Raw genomic sequence first — 23,084 nt, 5'->3', positions numbered from 1 at the left:
GGGGCGTCGCGATGCGTATCAGCGTTGCCGTGATCACCTACAACTGGCCCGATGCACTGGAGCTGGTGCTGATGGCGCTGGCCGCCCAGAGCGAATTGCCGCACGAAGTGATCGTCACCGACGATGGTTCGCAGCCGGCCACGCGCGAACTGCTGGAACGCTTGGCCCGCGACTATCCGGCGCGCCTGGTACATCTGTGGCAGCCGGACGATGGCGCGCGCATGAGCCGCGCGCGCAACCGCGCCATTGCGGCCGCGCAAGGCGATTACATCGTCCTGCTCGATGGCGACATGGTGGCCGAGCGGCATTTCATCGCCGACCATCGCAGGTTCGCGCGTCGCGGCTGTTTCGTGCAGGGCTCGCGCGTGCTGACCGATGCCGAGTTGACTCGCCGCATGCTGGAACATCGCCTGACCATGCCGGGCTTCTTCAGCCGGGGCGTCGAGCGCCGCCGCCACACATTGCATCTGCCCATGCTGGCGCGCTGGTATGCCAGGCCAAGCACCAAGCGGCGTGGCATCAAGAGCTGCAACATGGCGTTCTGGCGCGACGATTTGCTGCGCGTCAACGGATTCAACGAGGCGATGACCGGCTGGGGCCGCGAGGACACCGAGCTCGCCGTGCGTGCGTTCCACGCCGGACTGCTGCGGCGCGACGTGCGCTTCAGCGCTCTGGCAACCCATCTTTACCACCGCACTCGCAAGCACCTCGTCGACAACCCGAATGATCGGGTGGTGATGGACACTATTGTTCGACGACTGACTCGCTGCGAGCTTGGACTTGATCGGCACTTCGCCGAATTTTCGATGCCGCCGCCCGACCTTCGCCCGGTTCCTGATAGCGGCGGTTGAGCGACGGCCGGGTCGCTGGCGACATAGGTTCCGCGTCAGGGGCGATCACCGGGCGCAATGCCCGTGCACGAGCCGGGAGAGTCCGCGGTTGCCTCGGAAGCCGCGCGAGCGCCGATGAAACGGCGGAAGCACCCCATGCCGTCCATTTGATGAAATGCCGGCGCCGCAACGCCAGGCCATAGATCAGGGCCAGAGGCAGGGCAGCCAGCATCAGTTTCAGAAGGTAACGCCATCCTGCGCCATCGCCCTGGTACCGGCGGATGGCGAGGTGGCGCGAGCGTGCGTAATGAAATGCCTTCATGAAGCTGATCCGGACGGAAGGCGCCGAAGACGCGCCGCCGACGTGCCATGCATTCGCAGCTGGCTCGAACAGACATTCAAAACCGGCCCTTCGCATGCGCAGGCAAAGGTCGTCGTCCTCGTAGAACAGGAAGAAACATTCGTCGAAGCCGCCGATGTGACGGAACGCTTCCGTGCGCAGCAGCAGGCAACAGCCGTTCAGCCAGTCGGCGCTACAGGTGGCATCCGCCACGCGATACGGCATGCGCGCGCTGAGATCGTAGAAGGCGCGGCGAAAACATTTCTGAGGCTTGCGATTTTCCCGCCAGCTTTGCGGTGCCACCATGCCTGCGGAGGGATAGCGCCGCAGCGTATCCATCAACGTGAGCAGGCCATCGGGCTTTATGTCGCAATCCGGGTTGAGCAACAGGGAGAGCGGGGTGCGGACCTCCGCCATGGCCTCGTTATTGGCCTTGCCGAAGCCGCCATTGTCAGGTCGCTCGATGATTCTGGCGCGGGGCAGAAGCCTGCGAACGGCCGAGACCGTACCGTCGTCGCTGCCATTGTCGATGATCAGGACATGCGGGAAGGGACGCAACGTGTCCGCGAGCGACTCGATGAGCGCCCGGCTCTTGTAGGTGACGCAGATGATGGTCACCTGCTCGATGGAGCTGCTGTCTATCACTCGGTCCTTGCCCTCACCTGCAGCGGTGATGTGCGTTGCCTGGCAAGCGGCATGCAGCCCAGCAACAGGATGAACAGATGGCGGTGTGAGAAGTCCGCCCACAGGCCATTGGCGAGTCCGGCTGTCAGATAGATCAGCAGGATGCAGGTGTAGATGTCCCGTGGAATCGGATCGAGACGTCGTATGTAGCGTGCCAGCGCGACCAACAACAGCAGATAAACCAGCAAGCCGACGGCACCTTGCTCGGCCAGGATCAGCAACATCTCCTGATGTGGATGACCCATCAGGAAAGCATCGAAATCCGGATGGCCCTCGATGGACCGGCGATACAAAGGTGCCCATTGGTGCAGTCCGTGACCGAATACCGGGGCTGTCGCGATAATGGGGAGGGTGCGCCGCCACAATTCGAGACGAATGCCGGTGGAGGTGGGTACCCGCTGATCGGCATAAAGTTGCACTTCGTGCACGATCGATACCACAAGCCGCTCCCGTACAGCTGGCGTAAACCATATGACGGCCGGGATGGCGACCATCAGGGAGCAGGCTGCTACGGTGTGGCGCAAGTTGAAGCGTCCCTTGGCGAGGATGCGCCAGGCCCAGTAGGCCAGCAGCGGAACAAGCGTCACATCCGCCGTGCGGCTTCCCAGCATCACCACGATATTGATCAGCGTCAGCAGTGCTACCGCCGAAAAGATTGCCTTCCGGCGCGTGGATGTCGCGTCAACGGCGACAGCCAGCGCCATGGATCCAAGGACAAGCAGCGCCAAGCCTTGCTGGGTGTACTCCTTGAATACCGTATTGCGCATGGCCGGCTCCGAGTGCTCCACCGCGCGCTGGGGAATCAGGCCCAGATCCATGCCGCAGGAAATCAGCAGGACCACGCCCATCGCCAGCGCAAAGGCAACCAGTGCGCGCCGTCGCCATAGCGGGGTCGTCAGCAATGAGCCCAGGACCAGCGGATACCAGCATACCCAGGTATATGAGCCTGTCAGGGGCAGCACCGACGTGTCGTACCAGGTATGCAAGGCGCTCAGCGTCAGCACCAGCCACCACAGCAAGGCGCCCAGGACGACGGGACGGCGCGCGGCTGCCGGCCAGCGTTGGCGAGCCTCGGCGCCCAGCAGCGAGAAAACGACACTCAGGATCAGCGCGACGTTGGTGGCCGGCTTGTTGAGCGGAACCACAAAAAGGCTGGCCACAGCGCACCATTGCCCTGCGGTAAGTGCCGCGCTGCGAACGCGGAGAAGACGCTGAGGTCGAGTGCTCATGGGCGGAAGTGTCACGTGCATTCCATGTACGGTGACTGAGATGCGGGCCCATTCCGGGCCAGCCTGGACGCCGCAAAGCGCACCGAGTCTACACCCTATCCATTGCCTCCGAGGTGACACATAACTCAGTTATCCGTGTCATCAGCCGCATTTTCAGCCAGGCTCGGAGTGCAGCCGGCAATGACCGCATCGGCCTTGAACAGCCACCATTCGCGGCGGTTGGCATGGCCTACATGGATGGCGCGATGGCGATCCACGCATTGCCCCATGGCATCGTCGAGGCTGAAGATCCAGCGGCGTGCCGGATCCTGCCGCTGCCATGCGATGGCCTCGGCGTATTGCTGCGGCCAGGGCTTGAGGAAGCCGAATTCGGTGACAGGTCCCTGCGCCATCAGCAGATTCTGTTCCTTCCATGCGAGCAGGCCGATGGTCGCATCCGGCCCGGCGATGGCGCGCGCGTGGAGCATCACGTTGCGTGCCGAGCGATCGCCGTTGAGCATTGGATAGCCCCATAGGCCATACAGGCCCCACAGCACGCCGCCAAACAACAGCCAGCCCAGCGGGGCACGGCGGACCCGCGTGAATGCGACCACGACGAGGCCCGCCGCGCCCGTGCTCAGCAGCACCCACCAGATTTGCGGATCCAGGCCTTGTTCGATCTTGCCGGCCCAGGCCGGATGCCGGTGGATGGCCAGCGCCGCCGCAACAGACATCGTGCCGGCCAGCAGCAAGGTCAGCGCAAACACGGCGAGGCGCACGCCACGCCGGCGCAGCAGGCCGGGCAGCAGCGGCGCCAGCGCCAGCGCCGCCATCGGCAAGGCCGGCAGGATGTAGACGTCGCGCTTGCCCGGGCTGAACGAGAAGAACAGCAACAGCAGCACGATCCAGCCCAGCGGCAACAGGAAGCGCGCGTCGCGCCGCTTCAGCCGCCGCCACCATGCCGGCAGCGCCCATGGCAGCAGCAGCGACAACGGCAACCAGTCGACCACGACGATGCCGAGGAAATAGAACGGGGAATGGATATGCCCGGGCGGGGTCGCGTAGCGGTGCACCGTCTGCCCGAACAAGATGTTCTGCACGTAGGCGGCATGCTGCGGATCGCCGTCGGCATGGGCGACCAGCAACATCGGCAGCAGCCAACCCAGGATCGGCAGCAGGAACAACGCCAGTCCGCCGGCCCAGCGCCAGCCGCCGTTCGGCAATGCCAGCGGCTGCCAGTGGTTGCGGCGTGCGACCACGTAGGGAATCAGCATCAGCAACGCCAGCACGCCTACGCCCTTGGTCGCCACGCCGACGCCGGCAAAAAAGCAGCCCGCGGCGAACCAGCGCCACGACGGCCCCAGCAGCAGATGACGCAGCAGCCCATAGTTGGCCAGGGTGATCCAGCCCAGCAGCAACGGGTCGATCTGCGCGTTGCGCATCTGGTAAGTGAAGTGGATGGTGAGCAGCAGCGTGGCTGCTGCCAGCAGCGCGCTGCGGTGGTTCCACAACCGCCGCGCCAGATCGTAGACCAGCGCAAGTACCGTCAGCGCCGCCGCCAGCGACGGCAGCAGGAACGCCACCCGCCACTGGCCGGTGATCATGTACGCCAGCGCCTGCAACCACATGAAGACCGGGGGCTTGTCCGGGTACAGCTCGTGGCCACGGTGCGGGAACAGCCATTGGCCGTGCTCGACCATCAGCCGCGCGACCAGGGCGAAGCGCGGCTCGTCGGACGGCCACGGATCGCGCAGGCCGATGCCAAGACCAAGCAGCAGCAGGGCGAACACGCCGAACAGCAGCAGCTCCCAGCGAGCGTCGCGCAACCATAGCGGGTGGGCATGGGACAAGGGCGTACAAGACTTCACAGGCGGGACGTTCCGTCAGCGGCGATCGATGATGACAAGCATAGCCGGGCAAACTGCTGCAGGGAGGCAGCGGGGTAGTTCGGCGGTTTCCGCGTTGGGTTCAGGGCTGTTTCTGCAGCACCGCGTAATACATGCCGTCGAGGTCACCGTCGCCAGGCAGGATCTGCCAACCCACCGACGCGGCGCGACCGACCGGCAGTGTGAATGCCACCGGCCGTGCATCGGGCTGGGCGGCCAGCAGTTCGCCGGCGATGGCCTCGTTCTCCATCCGCAGCACCGAGCAGGTGATGTAGACCAGGCGCCCGCCCGGCGCCAGCAGCGGCCATAGCGCGGACAGAATGCGCCGCTGCTGCGCGTGCATGGCGGCAACATCGCTTTCGCGTCGGTGCAACCGCACGTCCGGCCGGCGGCGCAACACGCCCGTGGCGGAGCACGGTGCATCGATCAGGATGCGGTCGAACGGCTGTCCCTTCCACCAGTTCTTCGGCGCGCCGGCGTCGCCGATCGCCAGCTTGGCGTTCAGCCGCAACCGCATCAGGTTCTGCCGGATGCGCTCGGCGCGCGGGGCATCCACTTCCAGTGCGGTCAGGTCGATGTCGGCGCGTTCGAGCAGGTGGCAGGCCTTGCCCCCGGGTGCGGCGCAGGCATCGAGTACACGCAGGCCATCCTCGAGCTCGGCCAGATCGGCGGCCACTTGCGCCGCGCCGTCCTGCACCGCGAACAATCCGTCTTCGAAGCCGGGCATGCGGGTGATGTCGGTGCTGTGCGGAAGCACCAGCGCGTCACGTAGCCACGGGTGCGCCGTCGCCGCATAACCGGTGGCCTGCAACTGCACTATCAGTGCCTCGCGCTCGCTGCGCCGACGATTGACGCGAAGCATCAGCGGCGGCTCGCGATTGTCCGCGGCCATGACCGCGTCGGCCTGTTCCGGCCAGTCGTTTTGCAGCGCCGTGGCCAGCCACGCCGGGTGCGCGTGGCGGGTCTGCGGCTTGGCATCGAGCTGGGTGATCAGGGTTTCGCGTTCGCGCTGCCAGCGGCGCAGCACGGCATTGACCAGCCCGGCCAGCTGCGGTCGCTGCAACGCACGCACCGCTTCGACGGTAGCGGCGACGGCGGCGTAATCCTGCAGTTCGAGGATTTCCAACTGCACCAGCCCCAGCACCAGCAGTGCATGGATCGCCGGATCCTTGTGGCGCAGGGACTTTTCCAGCAAGCCGTCGATGGCGGCATCGAAGCGCAGCCACCAGCGTGCGCCTTCGCTGAGCAAGGCCATCAGCAAGGCGCGGTCGCGCGGGTCGGCCAGCCGCGGTGCGTGACGCTCCATCACGTCGCGCAGCGAGGCGCCGCGCAAGGCGATTTCGGCCAGCCCCCTGGCCGCCAGCGCGCGGGTGTCGGCTTTCAGGGCCCCGGCTTTCATCGGGGCTGCCGCAGTTCGGGGCGGGCGTTGAGGTAGTCGATTGCGCCGATGCGCTTGCCACCGGCGCGCTGCAGGGCGGTAACCCGCAGGGCGCCGCGGCCGCAGGCGAGGTCGATGCCGCCGCGGCCGGCGGCCAGCACGCTGCCTGGCGTGGCGTGGTGGTCGAGTTCGATCGCCTGCGCGGCCCAGATCCGCAACGGCTCGCCGGCAATTTCGCCTTCGGCCACCGGCCACGGATCGAATGCGTGCACCTGCCGCTCCAGCTCGATGGCCGACTTGCCGAAGTCGAGTCTCGCCTCGGCCTTGTCCAGCTTGTGCGCGTAAGTGGTGCCCTCGGCCGGCTGTGGCGTGGCGGTGAGCGTTTCGCCGGCCAATGTGCGGCGCAGGCCATCGGCCAGCACCTCGGCCCCCAACTGGGACAGGCGGTCGTGCAGCGAGCCGCCGGTGTCCTCGCGGGCAATCGAGGTGCGTCGCTGCAGCAGCACCGGGCCGGTATCCAGGCCGGCTTCCATCTGCATCAGGTCGACGCCGCTTTCGCTGTCGCCGGCGAGGATCGCGCGCTGGATCGGCGCCGCGCCGCGCCAGCGGGGCAGCAGGCTGGCGTGCACGTTCCAGCAGGCTAGCCGCGGGATCGCCAGTACCTTGCGCGGCAGGATCAGCCCGTAGGCGACCACCACCAGCAGGTCGGGCCGGTACGCCGTCAGCGCCTGCTGCGCCTCGGTGGATTTCAGCGACTCCGGCTGCTCGACCGCCAGCCCGGCAGCCAGCGCTGCCTGCTTGACCGGACTGGGCGTGAGCTTGCGGCCGCGACCGGCGGGACGATCGGGCTGGGTGTAGACGGCGACCACCTCGGCACCGCTGGCGCGGCAAGCCTCCAGGCAGGGCACGGCGAACTCGGGGGTGCCGGCGAAAACCAGCCGCAGGCGTGGACTATTCAAGCACTCGCTGCCTGCTTGCGCTGCTTGTCCAGCCGCTTCAACAGCAGCGCGCGTTTCAGCGACGACAGGTAGTCGACGAACACCTTGCCCTCCAGGTGATCCATCTCATGCTGGATGCACACCGCCAGCGGGCCTTCGGCCTCGACCACGATCTCGTTGCCGTCGACGTCCTGCGCCTTCACCTTGACCTTCAAGGCGCGGGTGACATCGGCATACAGGCCGGGAAACGACAGGCAGCCTTCCTGATAGACCTGCGAACCTTCCTTCTCGAGGATCTGTGCATTGATCAGCGCCAGCGGATGCTTGCGGTCGTCGCTCATGTCGGCGACCAACACGCGCTGATGCACGTCGACCTGGGTCGCGGCGAGGCCGACGCCGTTGGCGGCGTACATGGTCTCGAACAAGTCGGCGACGAACTGCTTCAGTTTCGCGTCGAACACCCGTACCGGCCCGGCGCGGGTACGCAGGCGAGGGTCGGGGAACTCGAGTATGGGTAGTGCGGACATGGAATCACCTCGGCGCCGGAACTGCGGGCGATTTGGTAAAAAGCCACCCCCGGTGCGATCTAGAATGTGCCTCATTGTACGTCGGCAACCATCCGAGTGCAGACGATTTTTGCCAACTCGCGCCTGTTGCGCGTGTTAACCATTCGGTTACACTCGACCGAGCATCTGGGGAAGGGGGATTCCCGCCAATGATCAAGAAATTTATCGTGTTGCTGGCCGGCATGCTGGTCACCGTGGCCGTCTATGCTGCCGGCGTGCAACTGCGGGCCGATCATCCCGACAGCTACACCGTGCGCCGGGGCGATACCTTGTGGGACATCTCCGCCAAATTCCTGTCCAAGCCCTGGTTGTGGCCGGAGATCTGGCAGGCGAACCCGCAGGTGCGCAACCCTCACCTGATCTATCCCGGCGACGTGCTCAACCTGTCCTTCATCAACGGGCCGCACCTGCAGCTGCAGCCGCAGGTGCATCCCGAAGGCGAGCCGGTGTCGGCGATTCCGCTGTCCGAGCTGAAGATGTTCCTCAAGGACATGCGGGTGATGGATTCCAATGCGGTCAGCTCCGCCCCGTATGTGGTCGGTCTGGAAGAGGCCCGATTGCGCGGCGCGGTAGGCCAGAACATTTACGTGCGCGGCCTGCAGGGCGAGCCCGGTCAGCGCTGGGCGATCGTGCGGCCGACCCATGTATTCCGGGGCTTCAATCAGGGCGATGCGAGCAGCGCCGATCTGGTGAGCCACGATCTGGACAGCAATGCGGCGATGGTCAATGCGCCGTGGCGCGAGGATTCCCGCAATGATGGCCACTACGGCAAGGGCGATGATCTCGGTGTCGAAGTCAGCGTGATCGGCACCGCCGAGACGCTGCGCATGGGCGACCCGGCGACCTTGCTGCTGCTCGATGCGACGCGGGAAATCCGCAGCGGCGACCGCATCATGCCGATCGACGACAAGCCGTATGACGTCTCCTACTACCCCCACCCGCCGAAGTCGGTGGCGGCCAACGCCAAGGTGATCGGGTTTGCCGACGCGATGGACGCGGCCGGTTCGCGCCAGGTGGTAATGCTGTCGATCGGCGCCAGGGATGGAGTCGACAACGGCCAGACGTTCACGATGTACGAACCGGGCGAGAACATCCATGACGACGTTGCCAGCAACAGCTGGCGCCGCGGCGTGGGCGAGCGGGTCACTTTGCCGGACGAATACGTCGGCCACGTCATGGTATTCCGCACCTTCGACCGGGTCAGCTACGGCTTGATCATGGACGGCTTGCGGCCGGTGCACATCGGTGCCCGCCTGCGCGCGCCGGAATAACGCCGCCTTCTTGCCGTTATCGGCATCTGCCTACAGCACGGCGCGGCCACCACCGCGCCGTTTCTGTTTGCGCGGGCTTCGTAAACTGCACCACATGGACATGGACGACATGGATGACCTCCGCGCATGGCTGATCGCCCTGCGCACGCCGGGCCTCGGCCCCTGCGGTCTGCGCGAGCGGCTGGATGCTGGCGAAGGCGATATCGGTCGGGTCGTGGCACGGCTGCAGAATCGAGCCGCAGCGCTCGATGAGCCCGCGAGGGCGTGGCTGGCGCAGCCCGACGAGGAGCGGCTGGCGACCGATCTGGCCTGGCTGGCCGAGCCGGGCCATCGGTTGCTGCGCTGTACCGAAGCGGATTTTCCGCCGCAGCTGGAAAACATTCCCCAGCCGCCGGCGGCTTTGTTCGTGAGCGGCGACGCCAGTCGGTTGCTGTATTCGCAAGTCGCCATCGTGGGAGCGCGCAGCGCCAGCGCGGGCGGGCTGGCGCATGCCCGTGCGTTCGCCCACGCGCTGGCGCAGGCCGGCTTCGCCATTACCAGCGGCATGGCCGATGGCATCGACGGCGCGGCCCATGCGGCGGCCCTGGATGCGGGGGCGGCGACGCTGGCTGTGATCGGCACCGGACCGGATCGGGTGTATCCGCGCAAGCACCATGCGCTGGCCCGGCGAATCGCCGCGCACGGCGTGCTGGTCAGCGAGTTCCCACCTGGCACCCCCGCGCGTGCCGATCATTTTCCGCGGCGGAACCGTATCATTGCCGGCCTGTCGCTGGGCACGCTGGTGATCGAGGCCGGTTTGCGTTCCGGCTCGTTGATCACGGCGCGGCTGGCTGCCGAGCAGGGCCGCGAAGTGTTCGCGCTGCCCGGCTCCATCCACAATCCGCTGGCTCGCGGCTGCCATCGCCTGATCCGCGATGGCGCGCGGCTGGTAGAGAGTGCGGTGGAGATTATCGAGACATTGGCGCCGGCAGCGCGCATGCTTGGGCACGAACTGGCGGCCCGACTGCAGGCGGAAACCGGCGGCGAGGCGACTGGGCGGCCGGTTGCCAAGAGTGGCCCGAGGAGTGGCTCGAGGGGTGGCGCAAGCGATTCCGGCGATCATTCCAGCTCGGATGAAGATCCCGCTTATCGTCGGCTTTTGACCGAACTTGGTCATGAGCCGGCGACGTTGGACGAACTTGTCCAGCGTACGGGGTATTCAGCGGCCGCACTGGGCTCGATGTTGTTGATGCTGGAACTGGAAGCCAGGATCGAGAGTCTGCCGGGCAACCGCTACCAGCGATTGCCCGACGACGGTTGATCGGTGACGCTTGCACCGGTCTGGCGGGTTCAGGCTTGACAGCCGCGGGCGCGACATGGTTTCAACTATATATATATGTCCGGCACGGAAGCGCCGGTGGTTCACTCGCGGAAATCCAGCTTCATGGCAAAAAACCTGCTCATCGTCGAATCACCGGCCAAGGCCAAGACGATCAACAAATACCTGGGCAAGGACTTTCAGGTCCTCGCCTCCTATGGTCACGTGCGTGACCTGAAGCCGAAGGAGGGCGCGGTCGACACCGAGCATGGTTTCGCCATGGTCTACGAGATCATCGAGCGCAACGAGAAGCACGTCGACGCGATCGCCAAGGCAGCCAAGCTGGCCGACGACATCTATCTGGCGACCGACTTGGATCGCGAAGGCGAGGCGATCAGCTGGCACATCAGCGAGATCCTGAAGGAGCGCGGCCTGACCAAGGGCAAGCAGTTGCACCGCGTGGTGTTCTCCGAGATCACGCCGAAGGCGATCAAGGCGGCGGTGGCGTCGCCGCGCCAGCTGTCGCATGATCTGGTCGATGCGCAACAGGCCCGTCGCGCGCTGGATTATCTGGTCGGCTTCAACCTGTCGCCGGTGCTGTGGCGCAAGGTGCAGCGCGGCCTGTCTGCCGGCCGCGTGCAGTCGCCGGCGCTGCGCATGATCGTCGAGCGCGAGGATGAGATCGAGGCCTTCAAGGCCCGCGAATACTGGACCATCGAGGCCCAGCTGAAACATGCCGATGGCGATTTCACGGCGCGTCTGAGCAAGCTCAACGGCAAGAAGTTCGAGCAGTTCGACCTCACCAACGAAGCCGATGCGCTGGCCGCCCGCAACGCACTGAAGCAGGCCGCCCGCGGTCGTCTCACCGTCAGCGACGTCGGCTCGAAGGAGCGCAAGCGCCGCCCCGCGGCACCGTTCACCACCTCGACCCTGCAGCAGGAGGCCGCCCGCAAGCTCGGCTTCACCACCAGCCGCACGATGAAGGTGGCGCAGGGGTTGTATGAAGGTGTGGCGCTCGGCGACGAGGGCAATGTCGGCCTGATCACCTATATGCGTACCGACTCCACCATGCTGGGCGATGACGCGGTGGCCGAGCTGCGCCAGCTGATCGCCCGCGATTTCGGTGGCCATGCGTTGCCGGATGCGCCGCAGGTCTACAAGACCAAGTCGAAGAACGCGCAGGAAGCGCATGAGGCGATCCGCCCCACCTCGGCGATGTACACCCCAAAGACGATTGCCGCATTCCTCAACGACGACCAGCGCAAGCTGTATGAATTGATCTGGAAGCGCACCGTCGCCTGCCAGATGATCCACGCCACACTCAATACCGTTTCGGTGGAATTTGCGCTGCGCGACGTGGCCGGCGGCGACGCCTCGTTCCGCGCCAGCGGCACCACCGTGATCGATCCGGGCTTTCTTGCCGTGTACGAAGAGGGCCGCGACCAGAAGAGCGCCGAGGACGACGACGAGGGCCGCCGCCTGCCGCGACTGGCGGTGGGCGAGCAGGTGCCGCTGCACGAGATCGCCGCCGACCAGCATTTCACCGAGCCACCGCCGCGCTATTCCGAAGCCAGCCTGGTCAAGGCGCTGGAGGAACATGGCATCGGCCGTCCGTCGACCTACGCCAGCATCATCCAGGTGCTGCAGAATCGCGAATACGTCCTGCTCGACAACCGCCGCTTCAAGCCCAGCGACGTCGGCCGCGCCGTCAGCAAATTTCTCACCGCGCATTTCACCCGCTACGTCGATTACGACTTCACCGCGAAGATGGAAGACGAACTCGATGCGGTAAGCCGCGGCGAGGAAGCCTGGGTCCCGCTGATGGAACGTTTCTGGCTGCCGTTCAAACAACAGGTGGATGAGAAGACCGAGTCGGTCGATCGCAACGAAGCCACCGGCGCGCGCGAACTCGGCAGCGATCCGAAAACCGGCAAGCCGGTGTCGGTGCGGCTTGGCCGCTTCGGACCGTATGCCGCGATCGGCACCAAGGACGACGAGGACAAGCCGACTTTCGCCTCGCTGCGTCCCGGCCAGAGCATGCACACGATCACCCTGGCCGAGGCGCTGGAGCTTTTCAAGCTGCCGCGCCAGCTCGGCCAGGCGGAGAACGGCGACGAGGTCATGGTCGGCGTCGGCCGCTTCGGCCCGTTCGTGAAGCAAGGCAGCACCTATGCCTCGCTCAAGCCCGAGGACGATCCGTACACGATCGAGCTGCCGCGCGCCTTGCAGATCGTGGCCGAGAAACTCGAGATGCTGGCGAACCGGTTGATCCTCGACTTCGGCAACGGCGTGCAGGTACTCAACGGTCGCTACGGCGCGTACATCACCGATGGCGAGAAGAACGCGCGTATTCCGAAGGAGCAGGAGCCGAAGGAGCTGACCGAGCAGCAGTGTCTGGAGCTGCTCGCGGCCGCGCCGGTGCGCAAGGGCCGCTTCGGCAAGGCTACCAAGAAGACCGCCACCAAGAAGGTTGCCGCCAAGAAGGCGGCGCCGGCGGTGAAGAAGGCCGCCGTCAAGAAGGCCGCGACGAAGAAAAAATCCGCCACCAAGACCGCGACCAAGAAAACAGCCGCCAGGAAAGCGGCGACGAAGAAAGTCGCCGCAGAGAAAGTCGAGAGCTGAGTGCTGCGGCGCTTCACTCTCGCCGAGTCCGGTGCTGCCGCCGAGCTGCTGCGCGGTGGCGGCGTGCTGGCTTATCCGACCGAGGCCGTGTTCGGCCTCGGCTGCGATCCGCATGACCGCGTCGCGTTCGAGCGCCTGTTCGCTCTGAAGCAGCGTCCATCCACACAAGGCGTGTTGCTGATCGCGGCCGAGTTCGCCCAGGTCGAACGCTATATCGAGCTCGCCGTGGTGCCGCCCGGCGTCCTGCGGCAGGTGCGGGCGAGCTGGCCGGGCCCGCATACCTGGATCTTCCCGCGCTCGGCGGACGTGCCGTCATGGATCGCCGGCGCGCATGCCGGCATCGCGCTGCGGGTCACTGCGCACGAACCTGCCGCCGCGCTCTGTCGCGCGTTCGGTGGTGCGCTGGTATCGACCAGCGCGAACCCGCATGGCCAACCGCCGGCGCGCATGGCGCAGACCGTCGCGGATTATTTCGGGGACGCGCTGGACGGCCTGCTGGACGCTCCGCTGGGTGGCCGGAACCATCCCACCGTGATCCGTGATGCGTTGTCGGGCGCTATCATCCGCGCCTGAGCGGTCGAAGGGGACGCGCCGGAACCATGTCGGAACAGTGCGGTGCCAACCAGCGGCTCCGTGAAACGCTGCGTCGCGACAGTGCCGGCCATTCACGTCGGCGTCAATGGATCGGGGCGATGCTGTTCCTGCAGCACGACCAATCGAAGCATCCGGGAGAGTGCGGCTTGGCCATCGTTTACGACATCTACCAGCGCGAAGCGCCGCAACGGCTGCCGTTGCTGAGCGCTGCCGATCCCTCGCGGGTGCTGGTCCGGCGGCACGGCGAGGCGGTGACCGCCGCGCAGTTCCTGGTGCACGTGCACGCGGTAGCTGCAGGCCTACCCGCCGCGGCGGCCGCGGTGAACCTGTGCGAGGACCGCTACGCGTTCCTGGTGGCGTTCTGCGCGATCGTGCTGCGCGGACAGACCAATCTTTTGCCGTCGTCGCGCGCGCCACAGGCGGTGGATGAAGTGATGGCAGCACATCCCGGCTGCTACGCGCTAGGTGAGCAGGCGCTCGATCCGGCACCGCCGGGTTACCGGCTGATGCCGTCGCTGGATGTCGCATTGCCGCCCGAAACCAGTACGAGCCAGGGCGACACGAGCTGGCCGATGATTCCGGCCGAGCAAGTGGTGGCGATCGGCTACACCTCCGGCTCCACCGGCATGCCCAGCGCCAACGAAAAAACCTGGGGCAGCTTTCACGCCAGCAACGCCGGCAACCTGGGCATGCTGCAGGCGGCCGTCGGCGGGCATGTCGAGATCGTCGCCACGGTGCCGCCGCAGCACATGTACGGCATGGAGATGTCGGTCCTGCTGCCGCTGCTGGGCGAGATCAGCGTGCATGCCGGGCGGCCGTTCTTCCCGGCCGATGTGGCGGCGGCGCTGGCCGAGGTACCGCCACCGCGGCTGCTGGTGACCACACCGGTGCACCTGCGGGCACTGGTCGAGTCGGGCATCGCATTGCCGCCGGTTGCCGCGGTGGTTTCGGCCACCGCACCCTTGCAGCTCGAACTGGCCGCGGCCGCCGAGCGGTGCTTCGGCACCGTCGTGCTGGAGGTATTCGGCTCCACCGAAACCTGCGTGTTCGCCAGTCGCCGCCCCACCGTGGACGAGGACTGGTCGTTGTACGCCGACGTCGTCCTGCATCCGCAGCCCGACGGTACCGCCATCGAGGCGCCCCAGCTGGGCACACCGGTCACCCTGGCCGATATCGTCAGCCTGTCCGACGGCGGCCGTCGCTTCCGTCTGCGCGGCAGGCATGCCGACATGCTGGAGATCGCGGGCAAACGCGCCTCGCTGAGCGATCTCAGCCGGCGTCTGCTGGCGATCCCCGGCGTACAGGATGGCGTGGTGTTCCAGCTCGATGCCGCCGATGCACTTGGCGTGCACCGGATTGCGGCACTGGCGGTGGCGCCGGGACTGGACGAACACACAATCCTCGACGCGTTGCGCCGGGCCATCGATCCGCTGTTCCTGCCGCGTCCGCTGCGGCTGGTTTCCGCGTTGCCCCGCAACGAAACCGGCAAGCTGCCGCGCGCGGCGTTGCTGGAGCTGGTGCACCACCACGATTGAACCCCGCGCGGGCGATCCGTCGCAGCCGCTACAATGCACGACTGCGCGGTCGCGCATGAGTGGTTCTCGGAGTGCAGGCATGAAGGTTCTGGTTATCGGCAGCGGCGGTCGCGAACACGCGCTGGCGTGGAAGCTCGGGCAGTCGTCGCAGGTCGACGAGGTGATCGTGGCACCCGGCAATGCCGGTACCGCGCACGAGCCGGGTGTGCGCAATGCCGATGTCGCGATGGACGATCTCGATGGCCTGCTGCAACTGGCCAAGCGCGAGAAGATCGGGCTGACCGTGGTCGGTCCCGAAGTGCCGCTGGTGGCCGGCGTGGTCGACCGCTTTCGTGCCGCCGGCCTGCGCATCTTCGGGCCGCGCGCGATCGCGGCGCAGCTGGAAGGCTCCAAGGCGTTCGCCAAGGATTTCCTGCAGCGGCACAACATTCCCACCGCGTACTATGCCGTGTTCTCCGACCTGAATCCGGCGCTGGCCTATGTGCGTCAGCACGGTGCACCGATCGTGATCAAGGCCGACGGTCTCGCCGCGGGCAAGGGCGTGGTGGTCGCGCTGACCCTGGCCGATGCGGAGCAGGCGCTGCACGACATGCTCGGCGCACACAGCTTCGGCGATGCCTCGGCACGGGTGGTGATCGAGGAATTCCTGGACGGCGAAGAAGCCAGCTACATCGTGATGAGCGACGGCAGCCACGCGCTGCCGATGGCTTCGAGCCAGGATCACAAGCGCCGCGACGAGGGCGATCTGGGGCCGAACACCGGCGGCATGGGCGCGTATTCGCCGGCGCCGGTGGTCACCCCCGAAGTCGAACAGCGCATCCTGCGCGAAGTGATCGAGCCGACCTTGCGCGGCATGGCGGCCGAGGGTGCGCCGTTCATCGGCTTTCTGTACGCCGGCCTGATGATCGACAAGAGCGGCGCACCGAAGGTGATCGAATTCAACGTGCGTTTCGGCGATCCGGAAACCCAGCCGATCATGCTGCGCCTGAAGTCCGATCTGGTAGAACTGATCGATGCCGCACTCGATGGCCGGCTGGAGCATGCCAAGGCACGCTGGGACGTGCGCCCGGCGATCGGCGTGGTGATGGCGGCCGGCGGTTATCCGGGCCGGGTGCGTAGCGGCGACCTGATCGAGGGTCTCGATGCGCCGGTCGATAACGGAGCGGCCGCCGATGTCAAAGTGTTCCATGCGGGCACCCGTCTTGACGGCCAGGGCCGCGCGGTCACTGCCGGCGGGCGTGTGCTGACCGTGTGCGCGCTGGGCAAGGACATCGCCGCGGCCCGCGAACAGGCCTACGCTGTAGTCGGCCATATCCGCTACGAGGGCGCGTTCTGCCGGCGGGACATCGCGCATCGGGCTTTGCGGCGCCGCTGATTTGTGGCGATGCGGCGGCCGCCGCAATTTCCGGCCCGAAACGCGTACGCCTGCGCATGGTAGGCCATCAGCTGACTTGACTTTTCCGCGTCGGTATTTTTGGGCTATGCTTCGAGCTTCCCCCGCGTAGAGTCGTGGCGCCCTGGCGTCTGAACGGCCTCGTGCTTGTTTTCACGTTGATGAGGTTTTCCCATGCGCAAGACAGTTTTGTCGCTCATGTCGGTTGCAGCGCTGGCTCTGGCTGGTTGCAATAATGCCCCCACTCCGGCACAGCCGGCGGCTGCGGATGGTCCCGCGTCCGCAAATACGGCTGCCGCGGCCAATACGGCGGTCAGTGAGGTGAGCGGCACGATCTCGTTGCGCAGCGGTTCCGTGCAGCCGTCGCCCAACGCCAAGCTGGTGCTGAATCTGGTCGACGTGTCGTCGACCGCCGTGGGCTCCGCGCCCTTGGCGAGCAAGACTTCCCCGGCGGGCTCGTTTCCGCAGCCGTTCAAGCTCACTTTCAATCCGGCCGAAGTCAAGCCGAACGACTTGTATGTAATACAGGCCACGCTGACCGACGGCGACCGTCACTACACCATGCCGATCCAGGCGCCGGTGCTGGCCAAGGGCAGCAAGAATGACGGCGTGGCGATCGAGCTGGTGGCGGAACAGACCCCCGGCGAGAAGATCATGGACGCGTTCACTGCCGAGCAGAAGCAGTTGGGCGCCATGAAGGTCAGTCACGGCACCAAACTCGAAGCGAACGCCTCGCGCGGCTGGCAGCTGTTCCGCCAGGCTGGCCAGGTGCAGTTCATCCGCGAACTGGTCGATTACGGCGACAAGGGCTTCACCAGCACCGATTACGCCTACAAGGACGGCAAGCCGTGGGCGATCGTGCAGGAGACCAGGGCGAGCCGCGACGGGAAGCCGAGCGCGATCGACCGTGCCGGCTGGAGCGAAGACGGCACGCTGGTACTGAAGCAGCATCAGGTCGGCAGCGACGTGCAGACGCTGGACGACGATGCGGCGGCGAAACTGAAGCAGCAGGCCATGGAAATCCTCAGCCTGGCGACCGGCGGCAAGAACAAGTAGTCCGCCCGATCGTCCGCAGATGAAAAAGCCGCCGGTTTGCACCGGCGGCTTTTTTGTCGCTGCGAATCCCGCTCAGAGGTTGACGCGGAAGCCCATGTTGAAGCTGTTGTACTTCTGGCTGCTGTCGCCGAAGCGGCCGCTGTAGCCGATCCAGCTGGTCATGCTGGGCGTGAGCTGCGCGGACAGGCCAAGATTGGCGTTGCCCCAGCTCTTGTCGGGCGTGAAACCGGTCAGGGCGAACGTGCCGTTCATGCTGTTGAGACCGGCGCCGACTTCACGCGGATCGGCCTTGCTGTCATGGTTCCAGGCCAGTTCGGCGTACGGCGACATGGCCAGGTTGGCGACCTGCCAATGACCTTGCAGGCGCCAGCCCAGGGTGCCGATCAGCGCGTCGCGCTGTTGCCGGTCGAACCACATCGCGCTGCTGTCGTTGCCGTTTTCGCTATAGCCGTTGACCTTGGCGGTCTGCCATTCGAGATTGGCGAACGGTCCGGTGCGCAGGTTGCCGACATCGAACCACCAACCGCCGGTGAGGCCGGCGCCCAGATGCGAGCCGTCGGCCTTGCCGCTCTCGGTGCGGCGCATGCTGCCGAGGTCGATGCGGCGGTTGATGTTCTTGAAATTGGACTGGCCGAAATCCGCGTAACCGCCGACATAGGCGCCGCCGGCGTGATAAGTGAGGTAGCCCAGCCCGCTGATGTCCTGCAGCTTGTAGCCACCGCCGCCGGCAACATTCGCATTGCTCTGGCCGACTCCGAGCGCCATGCCGGCCGAGATATTGTCGGCGGCGTGGGCGTCCACGCCCACGGTGAAGTTGACGTTGTCGCTGCTGGTCTTCGGTGCGCCGTTGTTGGCGTCGAAGCGCTGCCGCGCGTAATCGATGTTGACGAACGTGCGGGTTTCGCCGCCATCGCTGTCCACCAGCATCTGGTTGCGGATGGCGCGGGTTTGCGCGGTGGCGGCCGACAACGCCGATTCGCCGAGCAGCGAAATCTGTTCCGGCGCCTGCAGGACGGACACTACGTACTGGCCGAGCAGCGCGTGCGCGGCGGTGGTGGGATGCACGCCGTCGGCAAACACATAGCTCTGATCCGTGCCGGGCGCATAGGTGTACGGCAGGCCCGAACCCTGCGGTCCGCACTGCACCGAGCTGGAGCCGGCGCCGCAAGCTGGCGTGGTGGCGTTGGTGAAACCGTAAGCGTGGGGATTGGCGATCACCTCGGACAGCAGGCCATAGGCGTTGATCGGGATGATGCCTTTGCCCAGTTGTCCCAGGCCGGCATTGAGCTGACCATTGAAGACCAGGCTGAGGCCGGTCAGCGATGCGGCGGCGGACGCGCCCTGCGCAGCGGCTTCCGGTGTCAGTCCGATGTTGGGCAGGTTGAAGACCAGAATGTTCTTCACTCCGGCGCCCTGCAGCTGGCCGATCAATTTGACCTCCTGCTGCGCGGCGGCGCCGATGGCCGCCTGCGCCTGAGCGGCTGTCATCAGGGAGGAGACGCCGGCGGCTGCCTGCACCTGCTGGGTCACCGCCGCCGTCACTTGCTGGGTGATCTGCGGAGTGAGCGCCTGGATCTGGGCAGCGGTATATCCCGCGCCCTGCAACTGAGCGATCTGCGTCGCGACGTTCTGATTGATCAGCTGCTGTGCCGTGGCGGCGGCACCAGCCGAGGTGGCGGCGTAGAAGATGTCGTTGGCGCCGCCCCAGATCGAGTACAGCGCGTTGCCATCGACCGCGCCGCCGGCGAGATAGGCGTTGACCTGACCGGTCAGGGTCGGCACCGCCGCTGGCGTGCCGGGCGAGTTGGTGAGTACCCCGGCACCGCCCCAGGCATAGTCGCTGCCTCCCGCCAGCGATGGGCTGAGCGCCAGGCCAAGCTTGCTGACCACGTTTTCGATCGCCACGTGGCCGGGATTGGTGGTGAAGCGAAGCGGCGGCTGGATGCCGGGTGCCGTGGCCAGCGAAATATTGCCGTTGTCGCTGAGGCTGTCGCCAAACACGATGACCTTGCTGAAGTCGGTGGCGGCAGCGGCGCTGCTGAACATCAACGTGGCGGCGATGGCGCCGGCGAGCTGGCGGGTGCGAAGCATGGATAACACTCCTGGGCCGGAATGGCCTTTGTTATATGAGCGTTACGTTAATGCACCCCATACGGAAGCGCATGCTGCATTGCAGCGCGCTTCCGCGAGGTTATTGCGTCAGCGTTTGGCGGCGCGCGCCAGCGCATCGGCGAAGGCGCTGTTGACCGGTGCCGGCGCGGGCTTCGGTGCACTGTTGCCGGGTCGTCCACCGTTGCGGCCGTCGCGTTTGCCGTCCGGATTGCCGCCACCGGCCGACGGCCGCCCACCGCGCGCCTGCCCGGGTTCGTCGTCGAGCCGCATGCTGAGGCCGATACGCTGGCGCGGCAGGTCGACCTCCATCACCTTGACCTTGACGATGTCGCCGGCCTTCACCGCGTCGCGCGGATCCTTGACGAACGTATGCGACAGCGCGGAGACGTGCACCAGGCCATCCTGATGCACGCCGATGTCGACGAACGCGCCGAAGGCGGCGACGTTGGTGACGCGGCCTTCCAGGATCATGCCGGGCCTGAGATCCTTCACGTCCTCGACGCCCTCGGCAAAACTCGGCGCCACGAATTCCGGGCGCGGATCGCGGCCGGGTTTCTCAAGTTCCTTCAGGATGTCGCGCACGGTCGGCACGCCGAACTTTTCATCGGTGAACTGTTCGGGCTTGAGGCCGCGCAGGAAGCCGCTGTCGCCGATGATGTTGCGCACCTCGCGGCCGCACTGCGCGATGATCCGTTCGACCACCGGATACGCTTCCGGGTGGACCGAGCTGGCATCCAGCGGGTTGTCGCCGCCGGATACGCGCAGAAAGCCGGCGCACTGCTCGAATGCCTTGTCGCCGAGCCGCGGCACTTTCAGCAACGTCTTGCGGTTGGGGAACGGGCCGTGCGCATCGCGGTGCTTCACCACGTTCTCGGCGACGCTGGCGCTGAGACCGGCCACGCGCGCCAGCAGTGCGGCGGAGGCGGTGTTCACGTCGACGCCGACCGCATTGACACAGTCCTCGACCCGCGCATCCAGCGCACGCGCCAGCTTGATCTGGTTGACGTCGTGCTGGTACTGGCCCACGCCGATCGCCTTCGGCTCGATCTTCACCAGTTCGGCCAGCGGATCCTGCAGTCGGCGCGCGATCGAAATCGCGCCACGCAAGGTCACATCCAGCTCGGGAAATTCCTTCGCCGCCAGCTCGGACGCCGAGTAGATCGACGCGCCGGCTTCGCTGACCACCACTTTCGACAGATGGCCGTCGGGAAGCTTCTTGATCAGCTCGCCGGCCAGCTTGTCGGTTTCGCGCGAGGCGGTGCCGTTGCCGATCGCGATCAGGTCAACGCCGTGCTGCTTGCACAGTTTCCCCAGTTGCACCAGCGATTCATTCCATTGCCGGCGTGGCTCGTGCGGATAGATCACGTCGGTGGCGAGCAGCTTGCCGGTAGCATCGACCACGGCGACTTTGACGCCGGTGCGGATGCCCGGATCGAGTCCCATCACCGTCTTCGCACCGGCCGGCGCGGCCAGCATCAAGTCCTTCAGGTTGTCGCCGAACACGCGGATCGCCTCGTCCTCGGCGCCTTCGCGCACGCGGCCGAACAGGTCCAGGGTGAGATGCAGATGCAGCTTCACGCGCCAGGTCAGCCGCACGGTTTCGCGCAGCCACGCGTCGGCGGCGCGGCCGCGGTTGTGGATGTTGGCATGGGCGGCGACGCGGCCTTCGCCTTCGGTGTGGCCTTGCTCGCTGTCGGCAGCCGGGGCCAGTTCAAGCTCGATCACGCCCTCGTTGCGCGCGCGCATCAGCGCCAGCAGCCGGTGCGAGGGAATCCTGCCGATCGGTTCGACGTGGTCGAAGTAGTCGCGGAATTTCGCGCCCTCGTTCTCCTTGCCTTCGACCAGTTTGGCGCGGATCTGTCCCTGCGCCCACAGCCAGTCGCGCAGCTCGCCGACCAGATGCGCGTCCTCGGCGATCGACTCCATCAGGATCGCGCGAGCGCCATCCAGCGCGGCACGTACGTCGGCCACGCCTTTCTCCGCGTCGACGAAGGATTCGGCGAATGCTTCCGGCGACAGCGCGGGATCGTCGCGCAGGCCCAACGCCAGCGGCTCGAGCCCGGCTTCGCGGGCGATCTGCGCCTTGGTACGGCGCTTCGGCTTGAACGGCAGGTACAAGTCTTCCAGCCGTGCCTTGGTGTCGGCGGCGAGCAGTTCGCTTTTCAGCGCATCGCCGAGCTTGCCCTGTTCCTCCACGCTGGCGAGGATCGCCGCGCGGCGATCTTCCAGTTCGCGCAGATAGTGCAGCCGCTCTTCCAGCAGGCGCAGCTGGGTGTCGTCCAGGCCGCCGGTGACTTCCTTGCGGTAGCGCGCGATGAACGGCACGGTGGCGCCGCCATCGAGCAGATCCACGGCTGCCCGCACCTGTTCGGTTCTGGCGGCGATATCGTTGGCGATGCGTTGTTCGATGCTGAGCATGGGTTGCGGTCGGTTCCTGGAATGGCGTGATGTGCCGGAGAGAGAGATCAAGCCGGCGATGATACCAAGCAGCCCTGCCGCACCGGCAGCAGCGGCGCGGAAAACAAACACGGCGTCGCGGCCCGGCCGCGACGCCGTGCGGGAAAACTTTCGCTCAGGCGCTGAACGATTTGCTGTTGTCGGACGAGGTCCGGTCCGCCCTGAATTCGCTGGCGCGGCCGTTCAGCACCAAGGTGCCGCAGACCATGTCGTGCAAGGCCTGCTTGCGTTCTGTCCAGGCGACCATCAGGAAGCCGATGAACAGGATCATGCTGCTGAGGAATTTGGCGGGATAACGGCCCAGTGCGCGCAGGAAGCTGATCCGCCCGCCTTGCAGGTCGGTGACCCGAATGCCCAGCGCCAGTTTGCCCAGGGTGCCTTGCCAGGCCGAGCTCTCGCAGAGAGCGAAATACAACCAGGCTATGACGCTGGTGATCGCTATCGTCGTCCCCATCATCGAATAGAACTGTCCGTACGCGGCCATCATGGCGTGCGGGTCGCCGGGTGCGGCCAGCATCGTCTTCCGCATCGCCTCTTCGGCTGCGTCGCTGCCCATGGCCTTCATGATGAGCGTGTTCGGGATGTACAAGATGATGGCGTCGAGAATGTAGGCTGCCACGCGTTTCCAGAAGCCGGCATAGTCCTCCAGCGCGGGCGCCGTGGTTTGCGGCAGCGGCATCAACGGTGCCGCGGGTGCGGTGTAGGGATTGCCCGGCGGCACGTTGCGCGACATCTCGTCGGGGAACAGCACCGACAGCGGCTGCCAGTCGGCCAGGCCCTCGTACCAGGCCAGATCCTTCGGGCTGACCTGGCCCGTGCGCAGCCATTGGCGCACATCGTCTTCCTTGTACGGGCCATGTCGTTCGCCGTCGCGACCGATCCAGATTTCCATTGCACACTCCCCATGCTGGTCGAAG

Annotated in this window: 17 protein-coding genes; 8 read left to right on the top strand and 9 right to left on the bottom strand. The window is 66.1% G+C overall.

Annotated elements, in window-relative coordinates; translation table 11 throughout:
- The first annotated feature begins 11 nt into the window (after positions 1–11).
- Positions 12–851 carry a glycosyltransferase family 2 protein gene (locus ACFPPB_RS12860; RefSeq protein ID WP_377327675.1) on the top strand — a complete coding sequence of 280 codons (840 nt, stop codon included), beginning with the start codon at positions 12–14 and terminating at the stop codon, positions 849–851.
- Here ACFPPB_RS12860 and ACFPPB_RS12855 read toward each other — a convergent pair.
- The 6 genes from ACFPPB_RS12855 to def all read right to left on the bottom strand — a co-directional run bounded on the left by ACFPPB_RS12855 (position 745) and on the right by def (position 7,791).
- On the bottom strand, positions 745–1,815 hold the full coding sequence (locus tag ACFPPB_RS12855; RefSeq protein ID WP_377327673.1) for a glycosyltransferase family 2 protein: 1,071 nt from the start codon (positions 1,813–1,815) through the stop codon (positions 745–747). The genes ACFPPB_RS12860 and ACFPPB_RS12855 overlap by 107 nt on opposite strands.
- Positions 1,812–3,098 carry an O-antigen ligase family protein gene (locus ACFPPB_RS12850; protein WP_377327671.1) on the bottom strand — a complete coding sequence of 429 codons (1,287 nt, stop codon included), beginning with the start codon at positions 3,096–3,098 and terminating at the stop codon, positions 1,812–1,814. The genes ACFPPB_RS12855 and ACFPPB_RS12850 overlap by 4 nt, the downstream gene beginning before the upstream one ends.
- A gap of 110 nt (positions 3,099–3,208) precedes the next feature.
- Positions 3,209–4,912 (bottom strand): ArnT family glycosyltransferase, encoded by a 1,704-nt coding sequence (locus tag ACFPPB_RS12845; protein WP_377327669.1) that lies wholly within the window; start codon positions 4,910–4,912, stop codon positions 3,209–3,211.
- Positions 4,913–5,030: 118 nt separating this feature from the next.
- Positions 5,031–6,332: a 16S rRNA (cytosine(967)-C(5))-methyltransferase RsmB gene (gene rsmB / locus ACFPPB_RS12840; protein WP_377327780.1), complete on the bottom strand. Its 1,302-nt coding sequence runs from the start codon at positions 6,330–6,332 to the stop codon at positions 5,031–5,033.
- 11 nt (positions 6,333–6,343) lie between these two features.
- Complete coding sequence (fmt, locus tag ACFPPB_RS12835; RefSeq protein WP_377327667.1) at positions 6,344–7,285, bottom strand: methionyl-tRNA formyltransferase; 942 nt, start codon at positions 7,283–7,285, stop codon at positions 6,344–6,346.
- Complete coding sequence (def, locus tag ACFPPB_RS12830; RefSeq protein ID WP_377327665.1) at positions 7,282–7,791, bottom strand: peptide deformylase; 510 nt, start codon at positions 7,789–7,791, stop codon at positions 7,282–7,284. Before def ends, fmt begins: the two co-directional genes overlap by 4 nt.
- Positions 7,792–7,979: 188 nt before the next feature.
- Here def and ACFPPB_RS12825 point away from each other — a divergent pair, with 188 nt between their 5' ends.
- The 7 genes from ACFPPB_RS12825 (at position 7,980) to ACFPPB_RS12795 (ending at position 17,598) form a co-directional block, all read left to right on the top strand.
- Positions 7,980–9,101, top strand: coding sequence for a LysM peptidoglycan-binding domain-containing protein (locus ACFPPB_RS12825; RefSeq protein ID WP_377327663.1), 1,122 nt, complete (start codon positions 7,980–7,982; stop codon positions 9,099–9,101).
- A 100-nt stretch (positions 9,102–9,201) separates the two neighbouring features.
- The gene (gene dprA / locus ACFPPB_RS12820) at positions 9,202–10,401 is read left to right on the top strand and encodes a DNA-processing protein DprA (protein WP_377327661.1); all 1,200 of its coding nucleotides are present in this window, start codon (positions 9,202–9,204) and stop codon (positions 10,399–10,401) included.
- Between the two features lie 123 nt (positions 10,402–10,524).
- Positions 10,525–13,020 (top strand): DNA topoisomerase I, encoded by a 2,496-nt coding sequence (locus ACFPPB_RS12815; protein WP_377327659.1) that lies wholly within the window; start codon positions 10,525–10,527, stop codon positions 13,018–13,020.
- Positions 13,021–13,593, top strand: a complete 573-nt coding sequence (tsaC, locus tag ACFPPB_RS12810; protein WP_377327657.1) for an L-threonylcarbamoyladenylate synthase type 1 TsaC — start codon at positions 13,021–13,023, stop codon at positions 13,591–13,593. It begins immediately after the preceding gene.
- Between the two features lie 167 nt (positions 13,594–13,760).
- The gene (locus ACFPPB_RS12805) at positions 13,761–15,149 is read left to right on the top strand and encodes an AMP-binding protein (RefSeq protein WP_377327655.1); all 1,389 of its coding nucleotides are present in this window, start codon (positions 13,761–13,763) and stop codon (positions 15,147–15,149) included.
- Positions 15,150–15,228: 79 nt separating this feature from the next.
- On the top strand, positions 15,229–16,524 hold the full coding sequence (gene purD, locus ACFPPB_RS12800) for a phosphoribosylamine--glycine ligase (protein WP_377327653.1): 1,296 nt from the start codon (positions 15,229–15,231) through the stop codon (positions 16,522–16,524).
- A gap of 192 nt (positions 16,525–16,716) precedes the next feature.
- A complete protein-coding gene (locus ACFPPB_RS12795; RefSeq protein ID WP_377327651.1) occupies positions 16,717–17,598 on the top strand; it encodes a YbaY family lipoprotein in 882 nt (293 codons plus the stop codon).
- Between the two features lie 72 nt (positions 17,599–17,670).
- Here ACFPPB_RS12795 and ACFPPB_RS12790 read toward each other — a convergent pair whose 3' ends face one another.
- The 3 genes from ACFPPB_RS12790 to ACFPPB_RS12780 all read right to left on the bottom strand — a co-directional run bounded on the left by ACFPPB_RS12790 (position 17,671) and on the right by ACFPPB_RS12780 (position 23,059).
- A complete protein-coding gene (locus ACFPPB_RS12790; RefSeq protein WP_377327649.1) occupies positions 17,671–19,689 on the bottom strand; it encodes an autotransporter outer membrane beta-barrel domain-containing protein in 2,019 nt (672 codons plus the stop codon).
- A gap of 108 nt (positions 19,690–19,797) precedes the next feature.
- The gene (locus tag ACFPPB_RS12785) at positions 19,798–22,128 is read right to left on the bottom strand and encodes a Tex family protein (protein ID WP_377327647.1); all 2,331 of its coding nucleotides are present in this window, start codon (positions 22,126–22,128) and stop codon (positions 19,798–19,800) included.
- A gap of 154 nt (positions 22,129–22,282) precedes the next feature.
- Entirely contained in the window at positions 22,283–23,059 is a 777-nt protein-coding gene (locus ACFPPB_RS12780; RefSeq protein ID WP_377327645.1) for an RDD family protein, read from the bottom strand.
- Positions 23,060–23,084 lie beyond the last annotated feature (25 nt).

It is taken from the genome of Rhodanobacter terrae, assembly GCF_042657005.1.
GTDB lineage: Bacteria > Pseudomonadota > Gammaproteobacteria > Xanthomonadales > Rhodanobacteraceae > Rhodanobacter > Rhodanobacter terrae.
Note: the sequence above shows the minus strand (reverse complement) of the source record. Positions and strands in the feature narration are given on the sequence as shown.